General features: G+C 33.7%; 10 protein-coding genes. 9 read left to right on the top strand and 1 reads right to left on the bottom strand.

Going from position 1 to position 17,877, the window contains the following annotated elements:
- Window positions 1-3 precede the first annotated feature (3 nt).
- Window positions 4-2,574, bottom strand: a complete 2,571-nt coding sequence (locus tag KFZ70_RS13320) for a glycoside hydrolase family 3 C-terminal domain-containing protein (RefSeq protein ID WP_139694767.1) — start codon at window positions 2,572-2,574, stop codon at window positions 4-6.
- Between the two features lie 229 nt (window positions 2,575-2,803).
- On the opposite strand from KFZ70_RS13320, the gene KFZ70_RS13315 reads away from it, so the two are divergent.
- The 9 genes from KFZ70_RS13315 (at window position 2,804) to KFZ70_RS13275 (ending at window position 17,616) form a co-directional block, all read left to right on the top strand.
- Window positions 2,804-3,976 (top strand): hypothetical protein, encoded by a 1,173-nt coding sequence (locus KFZ70_RS13315; RefSeq protein WP_139694766.1) that lies wholly within the window; start codon window positions 2,804-2,806, stop codon window positions 3,974-3,976.
- Window positions 3,977-4,165: 189 nt separating this feature from the next.
- Window positions 4,166-5,806 carry an alpha-glucan family phosphorylase gene (gene glgP / locus KFZ70_RS13310; protein ID WP_139694765.1) on the top strand — a complete coding sequence of 547 codons (1,641 nt, stop codon included), beginning with the start codon at window positions 4,166-4,168 and terminating at the stop codon, window positions 5,804-5,806.
- Between the two features lie 219 nt (window positions 5,807-6,025).
- Window positions 6,026-6,625 carry a cytochrome c nitrite reductase small subunit gene (gene nrfH / locus KFZ70_RS13305; protein WP_139694764.1) on the top strand — a complete coding sequence of 200 codons (600 nt, stop codon included), beginning with the start codon at window positions 6,026-6,028 and terminating at the stop codon, window positions 6,623-6,625.
- A 13-nt stretch (window positions 6,626-6,638) separates the two neighbouring features.
- Window positions 6,639-8,135: an ammonia-forming cytochrome c nitrite reductase gene (gene nrfA / locus KFZ70_RS13300; protein ID WP_139694763.1), complete on the top strand. Its 1,497-nt coding sequence runs from the start codon at window positions 6,639-6,641 to the stop codon at window positions 8,133-8,135.
- 83 nt (window positions 8,136-8,218) lie between these two features.
- Window positions 8,219-11,356 (top strand): cytochrome c biogenesis protein CcsA, encoded by a 3,138-nt coding sequence (gene ccsA, locus KFZ70_RS13295; RefSeq protein WP_139694762.1) that lies wholly within the window; start codon window positions 8,219-8,221, stop codon window positions 11,354-11,356.
- 188 nt (window positions 11,357-11,544) lie between these two features.
- Window positions 11,545-11,994, top strand: a complete 450-nt coding sequence (locus tag KFZ70_RS13290; RefSeq protein ID WP_139694761.1) for a hypothetical protein — start codon at window positions 11,545-11,547, stop codon at window positions 11,992-11,994.
- Window positions 11,995-12,266: 272 nt separating this feature from the next.
- The gene (locus KFZ70_RS13285; RefSeq protein WP_139694760.1) at window positions 12,267-13,592 is read left to right on the top strand and encodes a hypothetical protein; all 1,326 of its coding nucleotides are present in this window, start codon (window positions 12,267-12,269) and stop codon (window positions 13,590-13,592) included.
- 152 nt (window positions 13,593-13,744) lie between these two features.
- Complete coding sequence (locus tag KFZ70_RS13280; RefSeq protein WP_233243983.1) at window positions 13,745-15,184, top strand: gliding motility-associated C-terminal domain-containing protein; 1,440 nt, start codon at window positions 13,745-13,747, stop codon at window positions 15,182-15,184.
- Between the two features lie 2 nt (window positions 15,185-15,186).
- Window positions 15,187-17,616 carry a PorP/SprF family type IX secretion system membrane protein gene (locus KFZ70_RS13275; RefSeq protein WP_139694759.1) on the top strand — a complete coding sequence of 810 codons (2,430 nt, stop codon included), beginning with the start codon at window positions 15,187-15,189 and terminating at the stop codon, window positions 17,614-17,616.
- Window positions 17,617-17,877: the final 261 nt, after the last annotated feature.

Genomic DNA, 17,877 nt, shown 5'->3' with positions numbered 1-17,877 from the left:
TAGTTATTGTTTCTGTGGGTAAATATAGTAGGGTTTAATATCGTTAGGAGGTATTATTTTAATTGACTTGAGGCTTAAATGGCCTTGTGTTATAATTGCTTTTAGGGTAACCTCTTTTCCGTATTCTGGTGGAATTGGAATTTTTATAGAAAGCTTTCCAGACTTGGAGTTATTTTCATTTACATTATAGGTCTCAATTTCATTGGATAGCATCATCAAAGTAAATTCTGATTTAGGACTGTTTAATTCATAAATAATTTCGGCATCCCAAGTGTTAACATAAAACCCAGGATCATTAAAGGTTGTATTAAAGAGAATTCCAGATTCATCTTGGTTCAAGTCTTCATTTGCTGTTAAAAAGGATTTATCTTCATAAATATCGTCCCATTTTCCTTGTCTATTAGGGTTGTTAGTATTAAAATAACCACTTTTTTGACCAACTTTAATTTTTGGGATTTCCCCGCCTTCAACATTTAGCTCTTTGATAAAACTGGTATTCACACTTGAATTTCCTACCATAATTTTAAATACACCAGCTTCAACAACAAAGTTATTTTTTGAAACATCAAAATGAGAAAAGGCTTCATATGGAATTGGTATTTCAACATTTTTTGTTTGTCCCGCGGCAACATGCACACGTTTAAAACCTTTAAGTGCTTTCATTGGGGTTATCTGTGTTGACTGTACATCCTTTATGTAAACCTGTATTATTTCTTCGCCATCCATTTTTCCAATATTAGATATACTGACCGAAACCATAAGTGAATCACCTCTTTTTAAATAGGAGTTACTAGTAGAAATCTCGTTTATTTTAAATGTAGAATAATTTAATCCGTATCCAAAAGGGTAAAGTGCTTCCCCTTTATAGTACATATAGGTTCGACCTGTTTGAATATTATAGTCGTAAAAATCGGGTAAATCTTCATCATATTTATACCATGTTGAGGTTAGCTTTCCACTAGGGTTTACATTTCCAAATAATACATTGGCTAAAGCTGTACCTTGCTCTTGACCATTTGGCCAAGCACAGATAATACCAGGAATATAATCTTGTTCCCATGCAATTGCCGTGGGCCCACTAGGCACTAAAACAAGAATGACATTAGGGTTTACGTTTTGAACAGCTTTAATTAGTTTATGTTGATTTCCTGGTAGTTTTAAAGATTTTCTATCAACATTTTCTGTTGAAGTACTTTCATCATTTCCAACAACAAGAATTACTTGCTTTGATTTTTTAGCTAGGGTAACAGCTTCAGCTATTTTTATGTCATCATCTGAATGTGTGTTTACATAACACCCTTCAGCATAACTTACTTTGGTATCTGCATAATTTTGTATGCCACTTAAAGGACTAATTTTATTTTTAGGAAACCCTGAGTAAATACCCATCCAACATTTGTTTGCAAACGGACCGATAACGGCGATGCTTTCGATGTCTTTCTTTAAAGGAAGAACATTATCATTCTTCAACAGCACTATGGATTGCTCGGCAGCTTTTAAAGCCAGTTGTTTATGTGCATCACATTCTAAAACTGTTTTAGGTATTTTGGAATAAGGGTTTAACTTAGCATCATCAAAATCGCCTGTTTTAAAACGAAGTCTTATAAGCCTCTTTACAGTATTGTCTAATTCTTCTTCTGTGATTAATCCCTGTTCAATAGCAGGTTTTAAAGCGTCAACCATAGGGGCATAACGTTTGTTATTTCTGAAACACTCTTGGTCTACACCAGCCTTAATAGCCATAGCAGCTGCTTCTGGCTGTGATTTGGCGTAGTTCATGTTGGTTTCGATACCTTGTACTGCTGCCCAGTCGGCAATAACATAACCCTTAAAGCCCCATTCTTCTCTTAAAACCCCATTAACAAGCCAATGATGAGCAGAACAAGGAATACCGTTAAGTCCATTTAAAGCGGTCATAATTCCTGTGGCCTCTTCATCAACAATACAGGTTTTATAGGCGGGAAAGTAATATTCATATAAATCTTTTTTATTGATATAAGAATGTATTTGTTCTCTTTTATAGTCTATATTATTTGCCACAAAGTGTTTTACTGTAGTTACTGTTTTTAAATAGTGTTCATCATTACCTTGCATGCCTCTTACATACATCCGTGCCATTTCAGACATAAGAAATGGATCTTCACTATAACACTCTTCGTTTCGTCCCCACCTAGGATCACGAGCCATGTTAACGGTAGGGGAAAACATCATAACCTCTTTCTCTCCTATATTTTTTAATGCTCTCGCCTCATTTGAAATGGCTGTGGCTACTTCATACATCAGGTCAGGGTTCCAGGTACTTCCCATAGCTATATTTTGAGGAAACTGTGTACAATTCCATGCAATAATACCATGAAGCGCTTCACCATACCATTCATAATCAGGAATTCCTAACCGCTCAATACCAGGTATTTTTGATCCACAATAACCAATTTTTTCTTCCAAAGTCATTTTTGAAATCAAATCATTAACACGGTTGTTAATACTTTCATTAGGATTTTTCCAAACTTGGGCGTGGGTTATGTTGCTTGTAAAAGAACATAGAATAATAAGATAATTTAAAATGCACTTCATTTTATTCTTGCTATATATATGGTTGTTTTTTATAATTCTAAGTATCTTTTCCGAAAAATAAATACTTACTAAAGCATTACAAGATTAAAAAAAGGTGTAGACTTAAATAGCAAATGTATCTGTAAAACAGTTAATTCCACTGTGTTTTAATAGTTAAAAGCAGGAATATTTATATATAAAGTACTATGAATTATATAAGATAGATTGTAAAAATATCACTATTTAAATTATGAATACTGAAGTGGATAAAAAGGATATTGAAACTTGTTTAAAAGACATTTGTCGGCATCCAATTTTTGTAAAATCTTCTTCAAGTATTAGTCTCCTTAGTTATTTAGTAAATAAAGCCATTAACCATGAAGATGTAAAGGAATACACCATTGGTTATGAGCTCTTTCCTAAAAACTACATTGACGATAAAAACGATGGTATAGTTCGTTCACATATGTTTAAGCTTAGAAAAAAATTACGCGCCTATTATGCTGATCCAACTATTAAACCAGACCTAGTTTTCGAGATAAAAAAAGGACAATATAACCTTAGTTTTATAACGCCTAAAGTATATAATAAAGGACATAAGCTATTAACTTCAATTGATATTCCAGTAAGCTATCTTAAAATTTTAATAATTTCAGTAGCGTTAATTGTTTTGATGGGTTTCGCTTTAAATGTATTACTACAACCTACTTCAAAGATTTGGGGTGATATATTTAATTCAGATGCAGCAAAAATGGTTGTCATTTCAGATCAATATGTCGTTATGAAAATAAATCACAACGGCATAGATCAAGCAACTCTATTTAAAGAAATAAACAGTGATGAAGATTTATTGAAATATAAGAATAAGAACCCTGAAGAAAATATTGAAAACACTGATTTTACTTTGATGAGTAAAATGGCACCTTATGGCACAAAAATACTTAGTGATTGGTTCAATAAAAACAATAGTGAGTTTAACCTTCAATTAGAAAGTGATTTGAAGTTTGATGATTTTCAGGACAACCATGTTATTTTTATAGGTCAATTTAAAACTATGAATGTTTCTAAATCCCTTTTTCTAAAAGAAAGTAACGTATTTTCAATTTACAAGGATGGTTTTAAATATGATTTTGATGGCGTAAATAAGGTTTATAATACAATATTTAAGAGAAATAGTAAGGTAGAATACGCCATGGTTTCATGTGTTTGGTCAAATCATAATACATGTAGATTTTATTTTGTTTCTAATAATGATATTGGTGTTATTGCAACCTTAGAACTATTTACCAAAAATCAATGGCTTAAGGAGTTTCAAGATAAACTTCCTGATAAATCAAACGGATTTAATGCTTTGTTTAAAGTTAGTGGGCTTCATCGTACCGATATGGCTTGTGAGTTAGTTGAATTGGAACTATTGAATTAATTGACCACTAAAAATTTATCCGTTAATTTCTAAAAAAGACTATTTGATTTCATAGAATGAGATTAAGGTCATTGGTCTTATAGAAAATCTTTTCTTATAAACTTAATATTAAAATAGTGTTATGATGATATTTATCATATAATCAATTAACTTCTTTTGGCTAAGTTTACTGCATAAAACATTTGAATCATGAATAAAGAGTATACAACCTGGTATCATCCCTATGAACCTAACCCTGAGTATAGCAAAAAAGTAGCCTATTTTAGTATGGAATTTGGTATTCATCAGTCCTTTAACATATATTCTGGAGGTCTTGGTTTTCTGGCGGGATCGCATATGCGCTCAGGTTATGAGTTAAAACAAAACATGATCGGTGTTGGTATGCTATGGAAGTATGGTTACTATGATCAGGCAAGAAATGAAGATCAAACGTTGCGTACAGAATTCAATGAAAAGCACTTTGATTTTTTAGAAGACACAGGAATTGAAGTAGAGGTAAAGCTTCATGATAACCCGTATGTAAAGGTTAGAGCCTATATTTTAAAACCTGAGATTTTTGGTACGGTTCCTATGTACTTTTTAAGTACCGATGTTGATGGCAATGATCATTTATCAAGAACCATAACTAATCATTTATATGACCGAAATCCAGTAACACGGGTGTCTCAAAGTATTGTTTTAGGAATTGGAGGTGCTAAAGTTGTAGAGGCTTTGGGAGGAGCAGACACCTATCATTTAAATGAAGGCCATGCGTTACCTGCGTTTTATTACTTAAGAGATAGAGGAATCACTAAAGATCAAATGGTTTTTACTACACATACACCCGAAAAGGCAGGTAATGAAGAACGAGAAGCACGGCATTTAAACAGATGTGGCTTTTTTGGGCGTACCTTAAGTGATGATGAATTACAGAGAGAAATGGTAAACGGCGGCATGATCAATTACACTATTTCAGCACTCAGGATGTCAAGAAAAGCGAATGGGGTATCAAAACTACATGCCAAAGTGGCCAATGATATGTGGAAAGACTATGACGGTATTTGTGATATTATTCCCATTACAAATGCACAGAATCAAAAATTTTGGCATGATGACAAAATAAAGGAAGCTTGGATTAATAAAGATTCTAATAGCTATAAAGCCCGAAAACTTGAATTAAAACAAGAATTATTCCTTGAAGTAAAAAAGCAAACAGGCAAGGATTTTAATCCAAATGTATTAACTGTAGTATGGGCAAGACGCTTTGCCGCCTATAAAAGAGCCGATTTATTACTTCATGATTTTGATAGATTTAAAAGACTCATACATAATCAGGATAGACCTATTCAAATTATCTGGGCAGGCAAACCTTATCCGTTTGATTTTGATGCCATCAACACATTTAATCATTTAGTGCATAATTCTAAATACGAACCAAATTTAGCCGTACTTATTGGTTATGAAATAGATTTATCTAGAAAATTAAAGTGTGGTTCCGATGTCTGGTTAAATACACCAAGAATAACCCGTGAAGCATCTGGAACAAGTGGTATGACGGCTGCTATGAATGGTTCGGTAAATGTGTCAACTAATGATGGGTGGATTCCTGAGTTTGAAAAAGATGGAGAGAATTGTTTTGTGCTTCCCGCTTTAGATTATAAAATGCCTATTTGGGATCAAGATAAGTTAGACACAGAAAATTTGTATAAAATTTTAGAAGACCGTGTCATACCTACCTACTATAATCAACCAGATAAATGGCAAGATATTGTATTTACTGCTATGAATGATGTGATTCCCGAATTTACTACGTATAGAATGGCTGATGATTATTATAAAAAACTTTTTTAATTAAAGTAGAAAAGTATGACAAATGTTATGTTTCAAAAAAAAGGGAAGAAATATATTTGCATGTGTTGTGAGAATAAATAAATTATTTTAACTTTACTTTAACTAACGCTAATTAACCTTGAATTTCCACCTATTTTTTATTCGGTTTTTTAAGTCATTGGTAATGAGTCCAAGTGATAAAGGTACGCGTTGTTATTTATAAAACTATAGCGAATAATATTGAAGCGTAAAAAAGAAATATTACCACCAAAGACATCCAGATGGCGAACCACCGCGGTTTTCTTCATTGCGGTTATAGTTGGTTTAGGTTTGTTCATGGCGAGAGAATCTAAGATTCTATCATATATGTCTGATGATCCTCAGGCTTGTGTAAATTGCCATGTAATGACACCAGTTTATAACAGTTGGATGCATAGTTCTCATCGTGAATGGGCAAAATGTAATGATTGTCACGTACCCCACGATAATGTTTTTAATAAATATTATTTCAAAGCCAAAGATGGGATGTATCATGCTTCTGTTTTTACTTTGAGAGCAGAACCTGATGTGATTAAAATGAAAGAGGCCTCACAAGAAGTGGTGCAACAAAATTGTATTCGCTGCCATGTTCAGCAGGTTACCCAAACAAAATATGATGGTTGGATAGAAGACCATAGAGATAATAGAACCGGACGCCAATGTTGGAGTTGTCACAAGCAAGTACCGCATGGAAAAGTTCATGGTTTATCAACAATTAAATTTAACGTAGCACCCTTACCCACAGACCAAGAAGATGAACTTGTAATTCCTGAATGGATGCAAGAGCAGATTAAAGACTAACAAAGTATAGCAGATGAAAAACAAAGTATTATTTATCGTAACCGTTATTGTGGTATTTCTTTTAGGATTATTGGCTTCCAGTATTGTAAACCGAAAATCTGAAGCGAAGTACAAATATGTTCCTCAAGTTAATATTGCAGAGAACGAACCAAGAAATGAAGTCTGGGGAGAAAATTTCCCTCTAGAGTATCAATCCTATTTGCAAACATTAGACACAACATTTGCTTCTATGCAAGGAGGTTCTGCTATGCGAGATGTTTTAGAAGAAGACCCCAATTTAGTCGTATTATTTGCAGGGTACGGATTCTCTAAAGATTATAATCAAGGTAGAGGACATGCTTATGCTGTTGAAGATATTCACAATACATTAAGAACAGGAGGTCCAAAAGGAAAAGGAGACGGACCAATGCCAGCTACGTGTTGGACCTGTAAAAGTCCAGATGTTCCACGTTTAATGAATGAGATTGGTATAAAAGAATTTTATAGTGGTAAATGGGCTGATAAAGGTGAGGAAATTGTAAATCCTATTGGCTGTGCTGATTGTCATAACCCAGAAACAATGAAACTACGTATTAGCAGACCTGCACTGGTAGAAGCCTTTGAATCTATGGGTAAAGATATCAATCAAGCTACCCATAATGAAATGCGTTCTTTAGTGTGTGCGCAATGTCATGTTGAGTATTATTTCAATAGTAATTTACCAGGAAAAGAGGGCACCCCTTATTTGGTGTTCCCTTGGAAAGATGGTATGACTGTTGAAGATATGGAGGCTTACTACGATAATATTGAGTTTAAAGATTGGACACACAAGTTAAGTAAGGCACCTATGCTAAAAGCACAGCATCCAGGTTACGAAACATTTACCACGGGTGTTCATGCAGATAGAGGTGTTTCATGTGCAGATTGTCATATGCCTTACAAGAGTGAAGGTGGACAAAAGTTTACAGATCACCATATTCAATCGCCTTTAAATAATACCTCAAATGCTTGTCAGGTTTGTCATAGAGAGGAATCGAATAAATTAATTGCTAATGTTTATGATAGACAGCGTAAGGCTACCGAGAATCGTTTAAAATTAGAAGACCTATTAGTAAAGGCACATATTGAAGCTAAAAAATGCTGGGATTTAGGAGCTACAGAAGAGCAAATGAAACCTATACTAACTGATATTCGCCATGGCCAATGGCGCTGGGATTACTCTGCGGCAGCACATGGCGCATCATTCCATTCTCCAGTAGAAATAGGTAGAGTTATTGGTAGCGGATTGGTGATTGCGCAAGAAGCACGAGTAAAATTAGCCAGATTATTAGCTGAACTAGGGCACAATGCACCAGTGGATATGCCAGACATCTCTTCAAAAGAGAAAGCTCAAGAATACATTGGCTTAGATATGGAAAAACTAAGAGCAGAGAAAGCCGAGTTTAAAAAGAATTTATTACCTAAATGGTTAGAGGCAGCAAAAGAACGTGAAGATAAAATGCCTATAAATGCGGTTTCAGCTGCAAACTAGCCTTGATTACATAATAAAAAAAAGCATGAGTAAAAGATACCTTAATTGTTTAAGGTATCTTTTAGTTTATAATACAAAGATGTATGAATAAAGTGTACCGATTTTTCGCGTCACCAAAGTTGGCTGTACTACTGCTGGTAACCTTTGCCATTGCAATGGCTACAGCTACCTTTATTGAAAATGATTTTGGAACAGCCACTGCCTGGAAAATGATTTATGATGCTTGGTGGTTTGAAATAGTGATGCTTGGTTTAGGCCTTAGCTTTTTAATGAATATTTTTAAATACAAACTTTGGCGATTAGAAAAGTGGGCTTTACTCATGTTTCATCTTGCTTTTATTGTTGTATTAATAGGAGCTGGAATAACACGTTATGCCTCTTATAGTGGGGTTATGCGCATTAGAGAAGGTGCAACATCTAGTACCATTATATCAACCGATAATTATCTGCACGCTCATTTAACTGAAGGAAATACATCACGTTCCATTCGAAAAAAATTAAGTTTTTCGCCACTTAGTGATAATGATTTTGAATTGGTTTCTAGTTTTAATGATAAACCAGTTCATATTTCTTATAAGCAATTCGTAGCAGATGCTGTTACTCAAATAGAAGATGATGTAGACAACGGAGTGCCTACCATTCAAATGGTGGTTTCCTTTGGACATGGTAGAGAAACAGTCTTTTTAAAACAAGGTGACATTAAAGTTTTAGGACAGCATGATAGAAAACTTGGTTTTGGTGTTGAAAAACAAGGCATCATCAATGTTATGAATGATAATGACACATTTAAAATCAAGTCTCCTAGGGATTTAGCAACGTTTGTAATGGCTACTGAAGCGGCTAGCACCATAAAAAAAGATAGCCTGTATCCTCTTAACTTTAGAACACTGTACAGAGATGGTGATGTTTCATTTGTACCCTTGTCTTATCATCCAAAAGGCAAAGTGGTACTTGTCAGCGGAGCAGAGAAACCTAAAGACAATGATAAGCAGAAAGATGACACCTTGCTAATAAATGTAAGCGTTGGCGATGAAGAAAAAGAAGTACAACTAATTTATAAGGAAGGTTTTTTGCCTACCAACCATGAGGTTATTGTTAATGGCGTTAAAGTAATCCTTTCATATGGCGCAGAACCTATTAAAACACCTTTTGCAATTCAGCTAGACGATTTTCAGCTAGAACGTTATCCCGGCTCTACCAGCCCTTCAGCCTATGCTAGCGAGGTAACGGTGATTGATAATGACGAACAAATGCCTTACCGCATCTTTATGAATAATGTTTTAGATTATAAAGGATACCGCTTTTTTCAGGCCAGTTATGACACAGATGAACAAGGTACTGTATTGGCCGTTAATTATGACGCTCTAGGTACTAATATTACCTATTTAGGCTATTTTTTAATGATGGTTGGTATGTTCTTTACGCTTTTTGGGAAGTCCTCAAGGTTTCATGTAATAAATTCAAAACTTAAGGCATTAAAGCAAAAACAAGTCACTTTAGTTCTCATATTTTTATGTGTTACATGGGTTTCGTTCGGACAATCAGAAGCACCTACTATAAATATTGAAACGCTCAAGCAACTTGAAATAGACGAACAACATGCTGACATGTTTGGACGATTGATGGTACAAGATTTAGATGGTAGAATAAAACCAATGAATACCTTGGCATCAGAGTTTTTAAGAAAGCTTTCGCGAAAGCCTTACTTTAAATTTACTCACAACGGAAAACACATCACCTATTCGGCAAATCAAGCATTTTTGGGTATGCAAGCAGCTACTAATATTTGGCAGTTTATTCCCATTATAAAAGTAGATGTTAAAAAGGGCGGCGGGCTTTTTGAAAATCTTCAGGTTAGTGAAGATGGTTTAGTGGCATTTACAGACCTACTTGATGCCAACGGAAAATATTTATTAGGGGAGGCTGTAGAAAAAGCAAATAAAAAAAAACCAGCAGAAAGAAATGAGCTTGACAAGGAGATTATTAAAGTTGATGAACGATTCAACATTCTGTATAATGTATTTTCTGGTAATTATTTTAAAGTCTTTCCCAATAGTAATGATGCTAATAATAAATGGCACAGCCAAACACATCATTTTCAAGATTTCCCTGAAGAAGATGCAAAGTTTGCTCAGCAAATAATACCAGCATATTTTAAAGACGTCAATGCTAAACGATGGATTGAGGCCAGTGAAAAATTAGAATACATCAAAACATTTCAAGATGTTATAGGTGAAGATATTATTCCTAGCAAAAAGCGTGTTGAAGCTGAACTTTGGTATAACCAACTCAATTTGAACTTTTGGTTGTTTCAAATATGTTTCTCTTTAGGAGGTTTATTGTTAGTATTAGCTATTCTAAAAATATTTTCAAAACAGAAATGGATTAATATTTTTTGGGAAATATTGGTTTTGCTTAGTCTCATTACTTTCTTGCTTTTTACTGGCAACATCATATTGAGATGGTATGTGGCACAGCATGCGCCTTGGAGTAATGGTTATGAAATGTTAGTTTTTGTGGCCTGGGTACTTTTGCTATGCGGCTTATTAACCTTTAGGAAGTCTGATTTTTCGTTACCATTAGCCACTTTATTTTCAGGTGCCTTACTTTTTGTAAGTTACCTTGATTGGTTGAGCCCGGAAATCACAAACCTTATGCCTGTTTTAAAATCGTATTGGTTAAAAATTCATGTAGCAACTATTGTTAGCAGTTATGCGCCATTAGCACTTTCGGCTGTATTAGGATTTATGGCTTTGTTATTAATGATTTTTAAAACAAAGAAAACAAAGAAAGAAATTGATATTCGTATTAAAGAGCTTACCTATATAAATGAAATTTCCATGACTATTGGGCTGTTTGTTCTTTCTGTAGGAACATTTTTAGGAGGTATTTGGGCTAATGAATCTTGGGGGCGTTATTGGGCTTGGGATCCTAAAGAAACCTGGGCACTTATAAGTATTATTGTATATGCCGTGGTTTTACATTTAAGGCTAATACCTAGTTTAAAAAGTAAATATGTTTTAAATGTAGCAAGTGTTTTTGCTTTTAGTTCAATAATAATGACCTCTTTTGGTGTAAATTATTACTTATCTGGTCTACATAGCTATGCGGCTGGTGATCCTTTACCTATTCCTAAGTTTATATATGTAATTATCGCAATTGTATGTCTAGTAGCTATTTTAGCCTATTTAAAAAAACGATATTTTCGTGTAAACTATTGATATTTAACAACTTAAAGTTATGAGCTAATATGCTTTTAGGAAGGGTATTTAAAAATGATAAGAGCACTCTTGTCTTTAAATATGTTGTATTCGCTTACATATTTGTAAAATGTTTTAAAAAATTCGACAAAACGCTTGTTTTTTTCGTTTAATTACATAAATTTGCTGTACATCCCTAAATTATACTTATGAAAACGAAAATTATTTTATTAAGTTTTAGTCTTTTTTTGGTAACTGGCTTTGCATTTGCACAAAAAAAAGACAAAGGACCTAAAAGCATAATTAGCGAAAAAGTAACGATAAAAAAGTATCATAATAAAGAAGAGTTAGAGCGCATGTCTAAAGGTGAATTGGTATCGCTTTATACAGAAAGAAACGAGGTCCTTACCAGTACTTTGCCGTACATTGCTTTTGCTACCAAGCCTGGAATTACTATGACAACCTTAGGTATTCCTGAAACAAATGACAATAGAAAAGCGCTTGATGATCAGTTTGATAATACTGAAGGTTATTTAGAAAACACATTAGAATTTCACCAACAGTATTTACCTTATTCAGATACCAGAAATTTGATAGCAGCCATATTGTTTTATGAAGAAATCATGAAATCGTTGCATCAATATAATGAATTTAGATAGAGTAGGAAGTAAGGTCGCCAATTTATATAATTTATTTATTGAGAGTATTAAGTTGAAAATGTTTTCAATTTGATGCTCTTTTTGTTTGTAAATACCTCTAAGCTTGTAGATAATTTTTTTCTGAATACATGTATTTCATCGATAGAAATTTTCGACAAATTGTTAAAAATTAAGTATTTTATCGAAATAATTGGTATTTCATGGATTTTTATCTACATTTGAATGATTAATTAATTTAAACCATATTAGTAAATAACTACAAATTGTTGATTATGAAAAATTTTGCCCAAATCGTTTTCATATTTCTTTTTGCTTTTTCAAACACTTTTGCTCAACAAGAAAAAGGAATTATAGGAGTTAATAACTGGCTCAATAATTGGACTGAGTTTAAACCTAACACACAAGATTATGGTGAGCCTACTCAAATTCTTACAGGAAAAATAGCCCTGGATAAAAAACTTATAAAACGACACGTATATTTATTGGTGGGCGATGTATTTGTTACCAATAATGCTGTGCTTACTATAGAGCCAGGTACTGTTATTCTTGCTGATTATAAATCAAAAGCTTCGCTAACTATTACCAAAGGATCTGGCATTATTGCCGCAGGAACAGAAACAGACCCTATAGTCTTTACATCAAATAAAACTGTAAAAAGAGCAGGTGACTGGGGAGGCATCATTATTCTTGGAGACGCCGCCACAAATAAATTTGGTAATGGTTCAGTGGCATCCTTTTATTCGCAATTAAATCCTGCCGATTATATTTATACTAATTATGGCGGTGAAGATGTGAATAGTAATTCGGGCTTATTACAATATGTAAGAATTGAGTATGCCGGAAATAGAATAAAAAACTCTGAATATTTTAATGGTTTATTGCTAGCAGGTGTAGGAAAAGAAACGGTTTTAGAACATATTATGGTAAGTTATTCTGCTGGAAACTCTTTTGAAATATGGGGTGGTAACTTACGCTTAAATCAAGTAGTGTCTTATAAATCCAATAATAACGATTTTAAAATTAATTATGGAGCGCAATGTGAACTTGCTAATTCATTAGCTATCCGGTCTCCATACATATCAAGTAGTGCTGGCCCAAAATGTTTAATGGTATCTTCTTATAATAAAAAAGAGGAGATAGATTTTACAAAAAAATTAACTGCAGTTTCGGCAAAAAATTTAACCTTGCTTAATTCTAGTGAAAGCTTAAAAGAAGATATAAAAATGGGCTTAGTAAACGAAGCTGTTTTTGTTGGAGAAAGTGCATCACTAGACATGAATAAAAGTGTCATCTCTGGTTTTAATCCTGCTGTTATTTTTGACAGTAAGATTGTTATAAATCAACATAACTTAGAGCGCATTAAGTTTACAGATATGTATTTTAACAACTGTAATGGAAATATATTTGTTGAAAATAATTCAAACAATGAAGACCTTGAAAACTGGTATGGTAATCATGCCTTCTTTAATGTCTATTCAAAAGGGCCTGATGCAGAAACATTTATTGATGTTGCTAGCTCAAAAAGACCTGATTACCGGTTGCGAATTAATAAAATTATAGCTTCAAATGAAGTGGATTCAGATTTGAGAGATAATTAAAAAAGTTTTGCTAGTTACGGATTACCTACCTATCTCAATCACGTCAATCTATTCAAACTAAATATTAAAACAGGACTATTTATAAAGTGATATTTACACTTTATAAATAGGCTTGTATCTCAAGTGAAGGCTAATTGACCAAAATTATGGACATGAGAAGTTTTAAGTTCTATCATATTATTTGCATCATAACCTTGTTTTTTACAAGTACTTCTCAAGGGCAATTAGTAATAAGCAAGCCTAATTTAGGGTTTACTCAGGCTTGTGCAAGCCCTTCATTTAATACCTATTATGTTAATTTTTCGTTTTCTCCTGAAGATGGGCTGGAGGCTTCAAATCAATTTATTATTGAGTTATCAGATAGTGATGGTAGTTTTGCAAATGCAGAAGTCATTCACACTACTGGTGTAGCAGAGTTCACCACTAATCCTGTGAGTATCCCTTTTTCTATGCCCGTTACGGTTTCAGGCGAATCATATAAAGTTAGAATAAAGAGTACGTCTCCAGCTGCTACAAGCACAGGGTCAGTAGATTTTGCAGCTTATTATAAAAATCAAGACAGTCCGTTTTCTATAAATAATCTTATTGAAACAGGAAGCTTTTGTGCTGGAGGAAGTTATATTTTAACTATTGATAATCCAGGAGGTCCAGACAATGATTCTCCTTTACAATATCCTTCTTTAACCTACAACTGGTATAAAGAAACTAGCTCAACTCTAAAAGAGTTTGTAGCATCAGGAGAAAGTTTAAATGTTACAGAATCGGGTACCTATTTTGTAGAAACGAATTATGGTAGTTGTACATCCAATTCCTATTCAAATAGAGTCACGATTACAGAAGCGTCTTCGGGTGTTTCTAGTAGTATAAATTCTAGTAAAGGAAATCCCTATTGTATTTCAGAAGGTGGCACTACTTTAAGTACAATCAATGGAGAAGGATATCAATGGTTTAAGGATGGTGAGCGTATAGATGGCGCTACCAATCAAACGTATGAAACAAATGAGTCTGGCGTATTTTCTGTAAGCATTGATTTAGGAAATTGCAGCACAAGTGCCTCTATAGATTTAGATAATACAGGGTTTTCAAGTAGTCTAAATGTTTCGGAAGATAATATTATTCATGAAGGCGAAACTATATCGGTTATAGTAACCACTTCTGCAACCAATCCAACATTTGAATGGTATTTAAATAATACCGTTATTTCAGGCGCAACAACAAGTGCTTATACCGTTTCTGAACCAGGAAGTTATAAAGTAAAAGTAAGTCAAACTATGGGCTGTATAGCTTCTAGTGATTTAGTTTTTAATGTAAGAACACCGTTTCCCGATGTAGCTAATATTCCTAATCTCATTAGCCCTAATGCCGATGGTATAAACGATACCTGGATAATACCACAAGCCTATGTAGAGGGTACAAATACATCGGTAACCATATTAAGTCCTAAGGGCGAAATTGTTTTAAAAACCACAAACTATCTTAATGACTGGCCGCAGTCACAAATTGAATTTTCAAACGTTAACCCTATTTATTATTACGTTATTGAAACGTCTGATGGTATAATAAAAAGGGGATCAATAACCATTGTAAAATAGTTATGACCAAGTATATTTTACATATTATACTATTTTTTTGCATGGTTCAAAACCTTTTTGCACAAGAAGATGGCGTGGTTGCTTATCATGTTCCCATACGAACATCACTAAAATTCAACAGACAATTCATTAACCCCACATTTAGTTTTGTAAGAGAGCAAAATAAGTATATAAGTTTTTACAATAAACGGGAGTGGGTACAATTTGATGATGCGCCGCAAACCTATCTATTTGGATACTCAGGAAGATTTAGAGAAAATATTGGTGCAGGTTTAAGTTTGTTTCAGCAAAACTACGGAGTGTTAAATACGTTTGGTGCTAACTTGAATGTGGCTTATAATGCCGCTTTAAATCGGTTTAACAATTTAACATTTGGTTTAAATGTAGCGTTTTATAAAAGTGGTATTAATGAGGGCAAGGTGGTTACTAATTTTCCAGACCCTTCTTTAAATAATATACCTTCAAATACGGTTATAGCCATAAATCCAGGTATAAATTACGGTACAGACTTTGTTGATTTTGGACTTGCTTTAAACAATGTTGTGGCGTATAATCTAACAACTTCAAAAATCATTGAAGAGAACCCAGAGCAAAGTCTACAAGTACACGCCATGTACACAGGATATATGGAAGGGCGCGGCTTTTTTGACGAAAGCAAATTTTCGGCATTAGTACGATCTGAGTTCAAAAAGAATCAAACGGTTATCTCTGGTATTGCTATGTTAACCGTTCCTAAAGGACTTTGGGGGCAAGTAGGATATAGTACTTTTTATGGTTTCTCAGCAGGAATAGGACTCAATATAAGTTCACAAATAGCCATAGAGTACAATTTTGAAAAAGCTATAGGAGATATATCTGTTTTAGGGCATTCACATGACATAACCTTAGCCTACAAATTTAAAAATAACAACAGGTATAATTATAGCGGTGATGATGATGAACAAGCATTGCTCATTCAAGATAAAAAGAAATATAGACGTGTAGTTCACACAAAACCAGACCCTAGAAAGAATAAAACTGCAACAAATACATCGGTTAAAGAGGTAAACAAAAAGAATGTTGTTACCGAAAGTGGTGGAGCAGCAGTCATTCCTGTACATCTGGGGACAGAAACAAAAGATTCGAAAGCAGAACAAGAAGTCCTAGCACGTCAAAAGGCTGAAGAAGAAAAACAAGCACAAATAGCTGATGCAGCTAGAATTAAAGAAGAAGAGCTGTTGAAACAACAAGAAGCAGCTAGACAAGCTGAAGCCCTAGCACGTCAAAAGGCTGAAGAAGAAAAACAGGCACAAATAGCTGAGGCAGCTAGAATTAAGGAAGAAGAGCTGTTGAAACAACAAGAAGCTGCTAGACAAGCTGAAGCCCTAGCACGTCAAAAGGCTGAAGAAGAAAAACAGGCACAAATAGCTGAGGCAGCTAGAATTAAGGAAGAAGAGCTGTTGAAACAACAAGAAGCTGCTAGACAAGCTGAAGCCCTAGCACTTCAAAAAGCGGAAGAAGAAAAACAAGCACAAATAAATACTGCTACCGAAACTGCAAATAAAGTTGAGGAGCCTGTATTACAAGGAGAGGGTGTAGAAGAATTGAAAGATATTACTGAATCAGCCAATGATACCAAAGATGCACAACAAGAATTAATAACGCAGTTAATTGAACGAATTGATGTAAAACAAAAAGATCTTATCGATTTAAAAGAAGAGAATGATTTAAGCGAACAAGGCATTTATCAAGCACCAAAAGCATTTAAGAGCGTATCGGCTGAAAATGCTCAAATCAAAGCAATAAGCTTACAAATAGATCAAGCAATTAATGTTCAAGAAGAAAAAATTAATAATTTACAAGAATTGTATAATGAGCGTCTTAAAAAGGTAAGAAACAAAAATGATCAAGTTAATATGGCCTTTCAAGAGAAAATTGAATCTCTTAAAAATGACCAATTAGAGATTATAAAGACGAAAAAGGAATTACTAGAAAAACTTGATAAAATAAACGAAGCTACTGAAGTTGAAAGAAAACGCAGAATAAAGAGAGCTTTATACGATAATGAAGAAGATAGATATAAGAAGGACAGAGCTGCATTAAGTAGAATTAAAAATAATACCGCACTAAGTGAAACACCTCTAAAAGCATCTGATTTTGATTCAGGTGAAGAATTAAACAATATTGTTATCGTTAAAGACGTTAAACATGTTAATAGCGGCTATTATTTAGTGGTTGCAGTCCATTCTGATGTGAATAAGCGAGATGCGTTTATTGCCAAAGCTGTTGCGGCTGGTGAAACTAATATAGATTTCTTTTATGATGTTAATACAAGCAAATACTATATCTATTATCAACAATACGATAATCTAGATCAGGCACAGCGAGCCCATGAGGCGAAAGGTAGTCAACCTTATAATGCAAAAATGTCTATTGTAAAAATAGAAAACTAAGTACTTCAAGAGTTTTAAAACCTATTTATTAAGAGTTTCTACATTGCTATACATGTAGAAACTCTTTATTTTAACATTATTAATCTTACTTTTATTTTAATATCACAGTTGAAATACAAGAATTAACGGTAAATGATACTTAATTTCCGTGGTTTTAGTTTGTAGTCCAATTTTTTTTACGATATTTACATCGACGAAATGCACATAAAACAGATGAAATGACTTTTAGTAAGAGTTTTTGTGCAGAGTAGACAATTTAGA

The organism is Allotamlana fucoidanivorans, from assembly GCF_045788535.1.
GTDB classification, from domain to species: Bacteria; Bacteroidota; Bacteroidia; order Flavobacteriales; family Flavobacteriaceae; genus Allotamlana; species Allotamlana fucoidanivorans.
Note: the sequence above shows the minus strand (reverse complement) of the source record. Positions and strands in the feature narration are given on the sequence as shown.

Bases quoted from the DNA above. Each gene is read 5' to 3' on its own strand.
- KFZ70_RS13320 (WP_139694767.1), bottom strand. From the start codon at position 2,574: ATGAAGTGCATTTTAAATTATCTTATTATTCTATGTTCTTTTACAAGC.
- KFZ70_RS13315 (WP_139694766.1), top strand. From the start codon at position 2,804: ATGAATACTGAAGTGGATAAAAAGGATATTGAAACTTGTTTAAAAGAC.
- KFZ70_RS13285 (WP_139694760.1), top strand. From the start codon at position 12,267: ATGAAAAATTTTGCCCAAATCGTTTTCATATTTCTTTTTGCTTTTTCA.
- ccsA (WP_139694762.1), top strand. From the start codon at position 8,219: ATGAATAAAGTGTACCGATTTTTCGCGTCACCAAAGTTGGCTGTACTA.
- nrfA (WP_139694763.1), top strand. From the start codon at position 6,639: ATGAAAAACAAAGTATTATTTATCGTAACCGTTATTGTGGTATTTCTT.
- KFZ70_RS13275 (WP_139694759.1), top strand. From the start codon at position 15,187: ATGACCAAGTATATTTTACATATTATACTATTTTTTTGCATGGTTCAA.
- KFZ70_RS13280 (WP_233243983.1), top strand. From the start codon at position 13,745: ATGAGAAGTTTTAAGTTCTATCATATTATTTGCATCATAACCTTGTTT.
- KFZ70_RS13290 (WP_139694761.1), top strand. From the start codon at position 11,545: ATGAAAACGAAAATTATTTTATTAAGTTTTAGTCTTTTTTTGGTAACT.
- glgP (WP_139694765.1), top strand. From the start codon at position 4,166: ATGAATAAAGAGTATACAACCTGGTATCATCCCTATGAACCTAACCCT.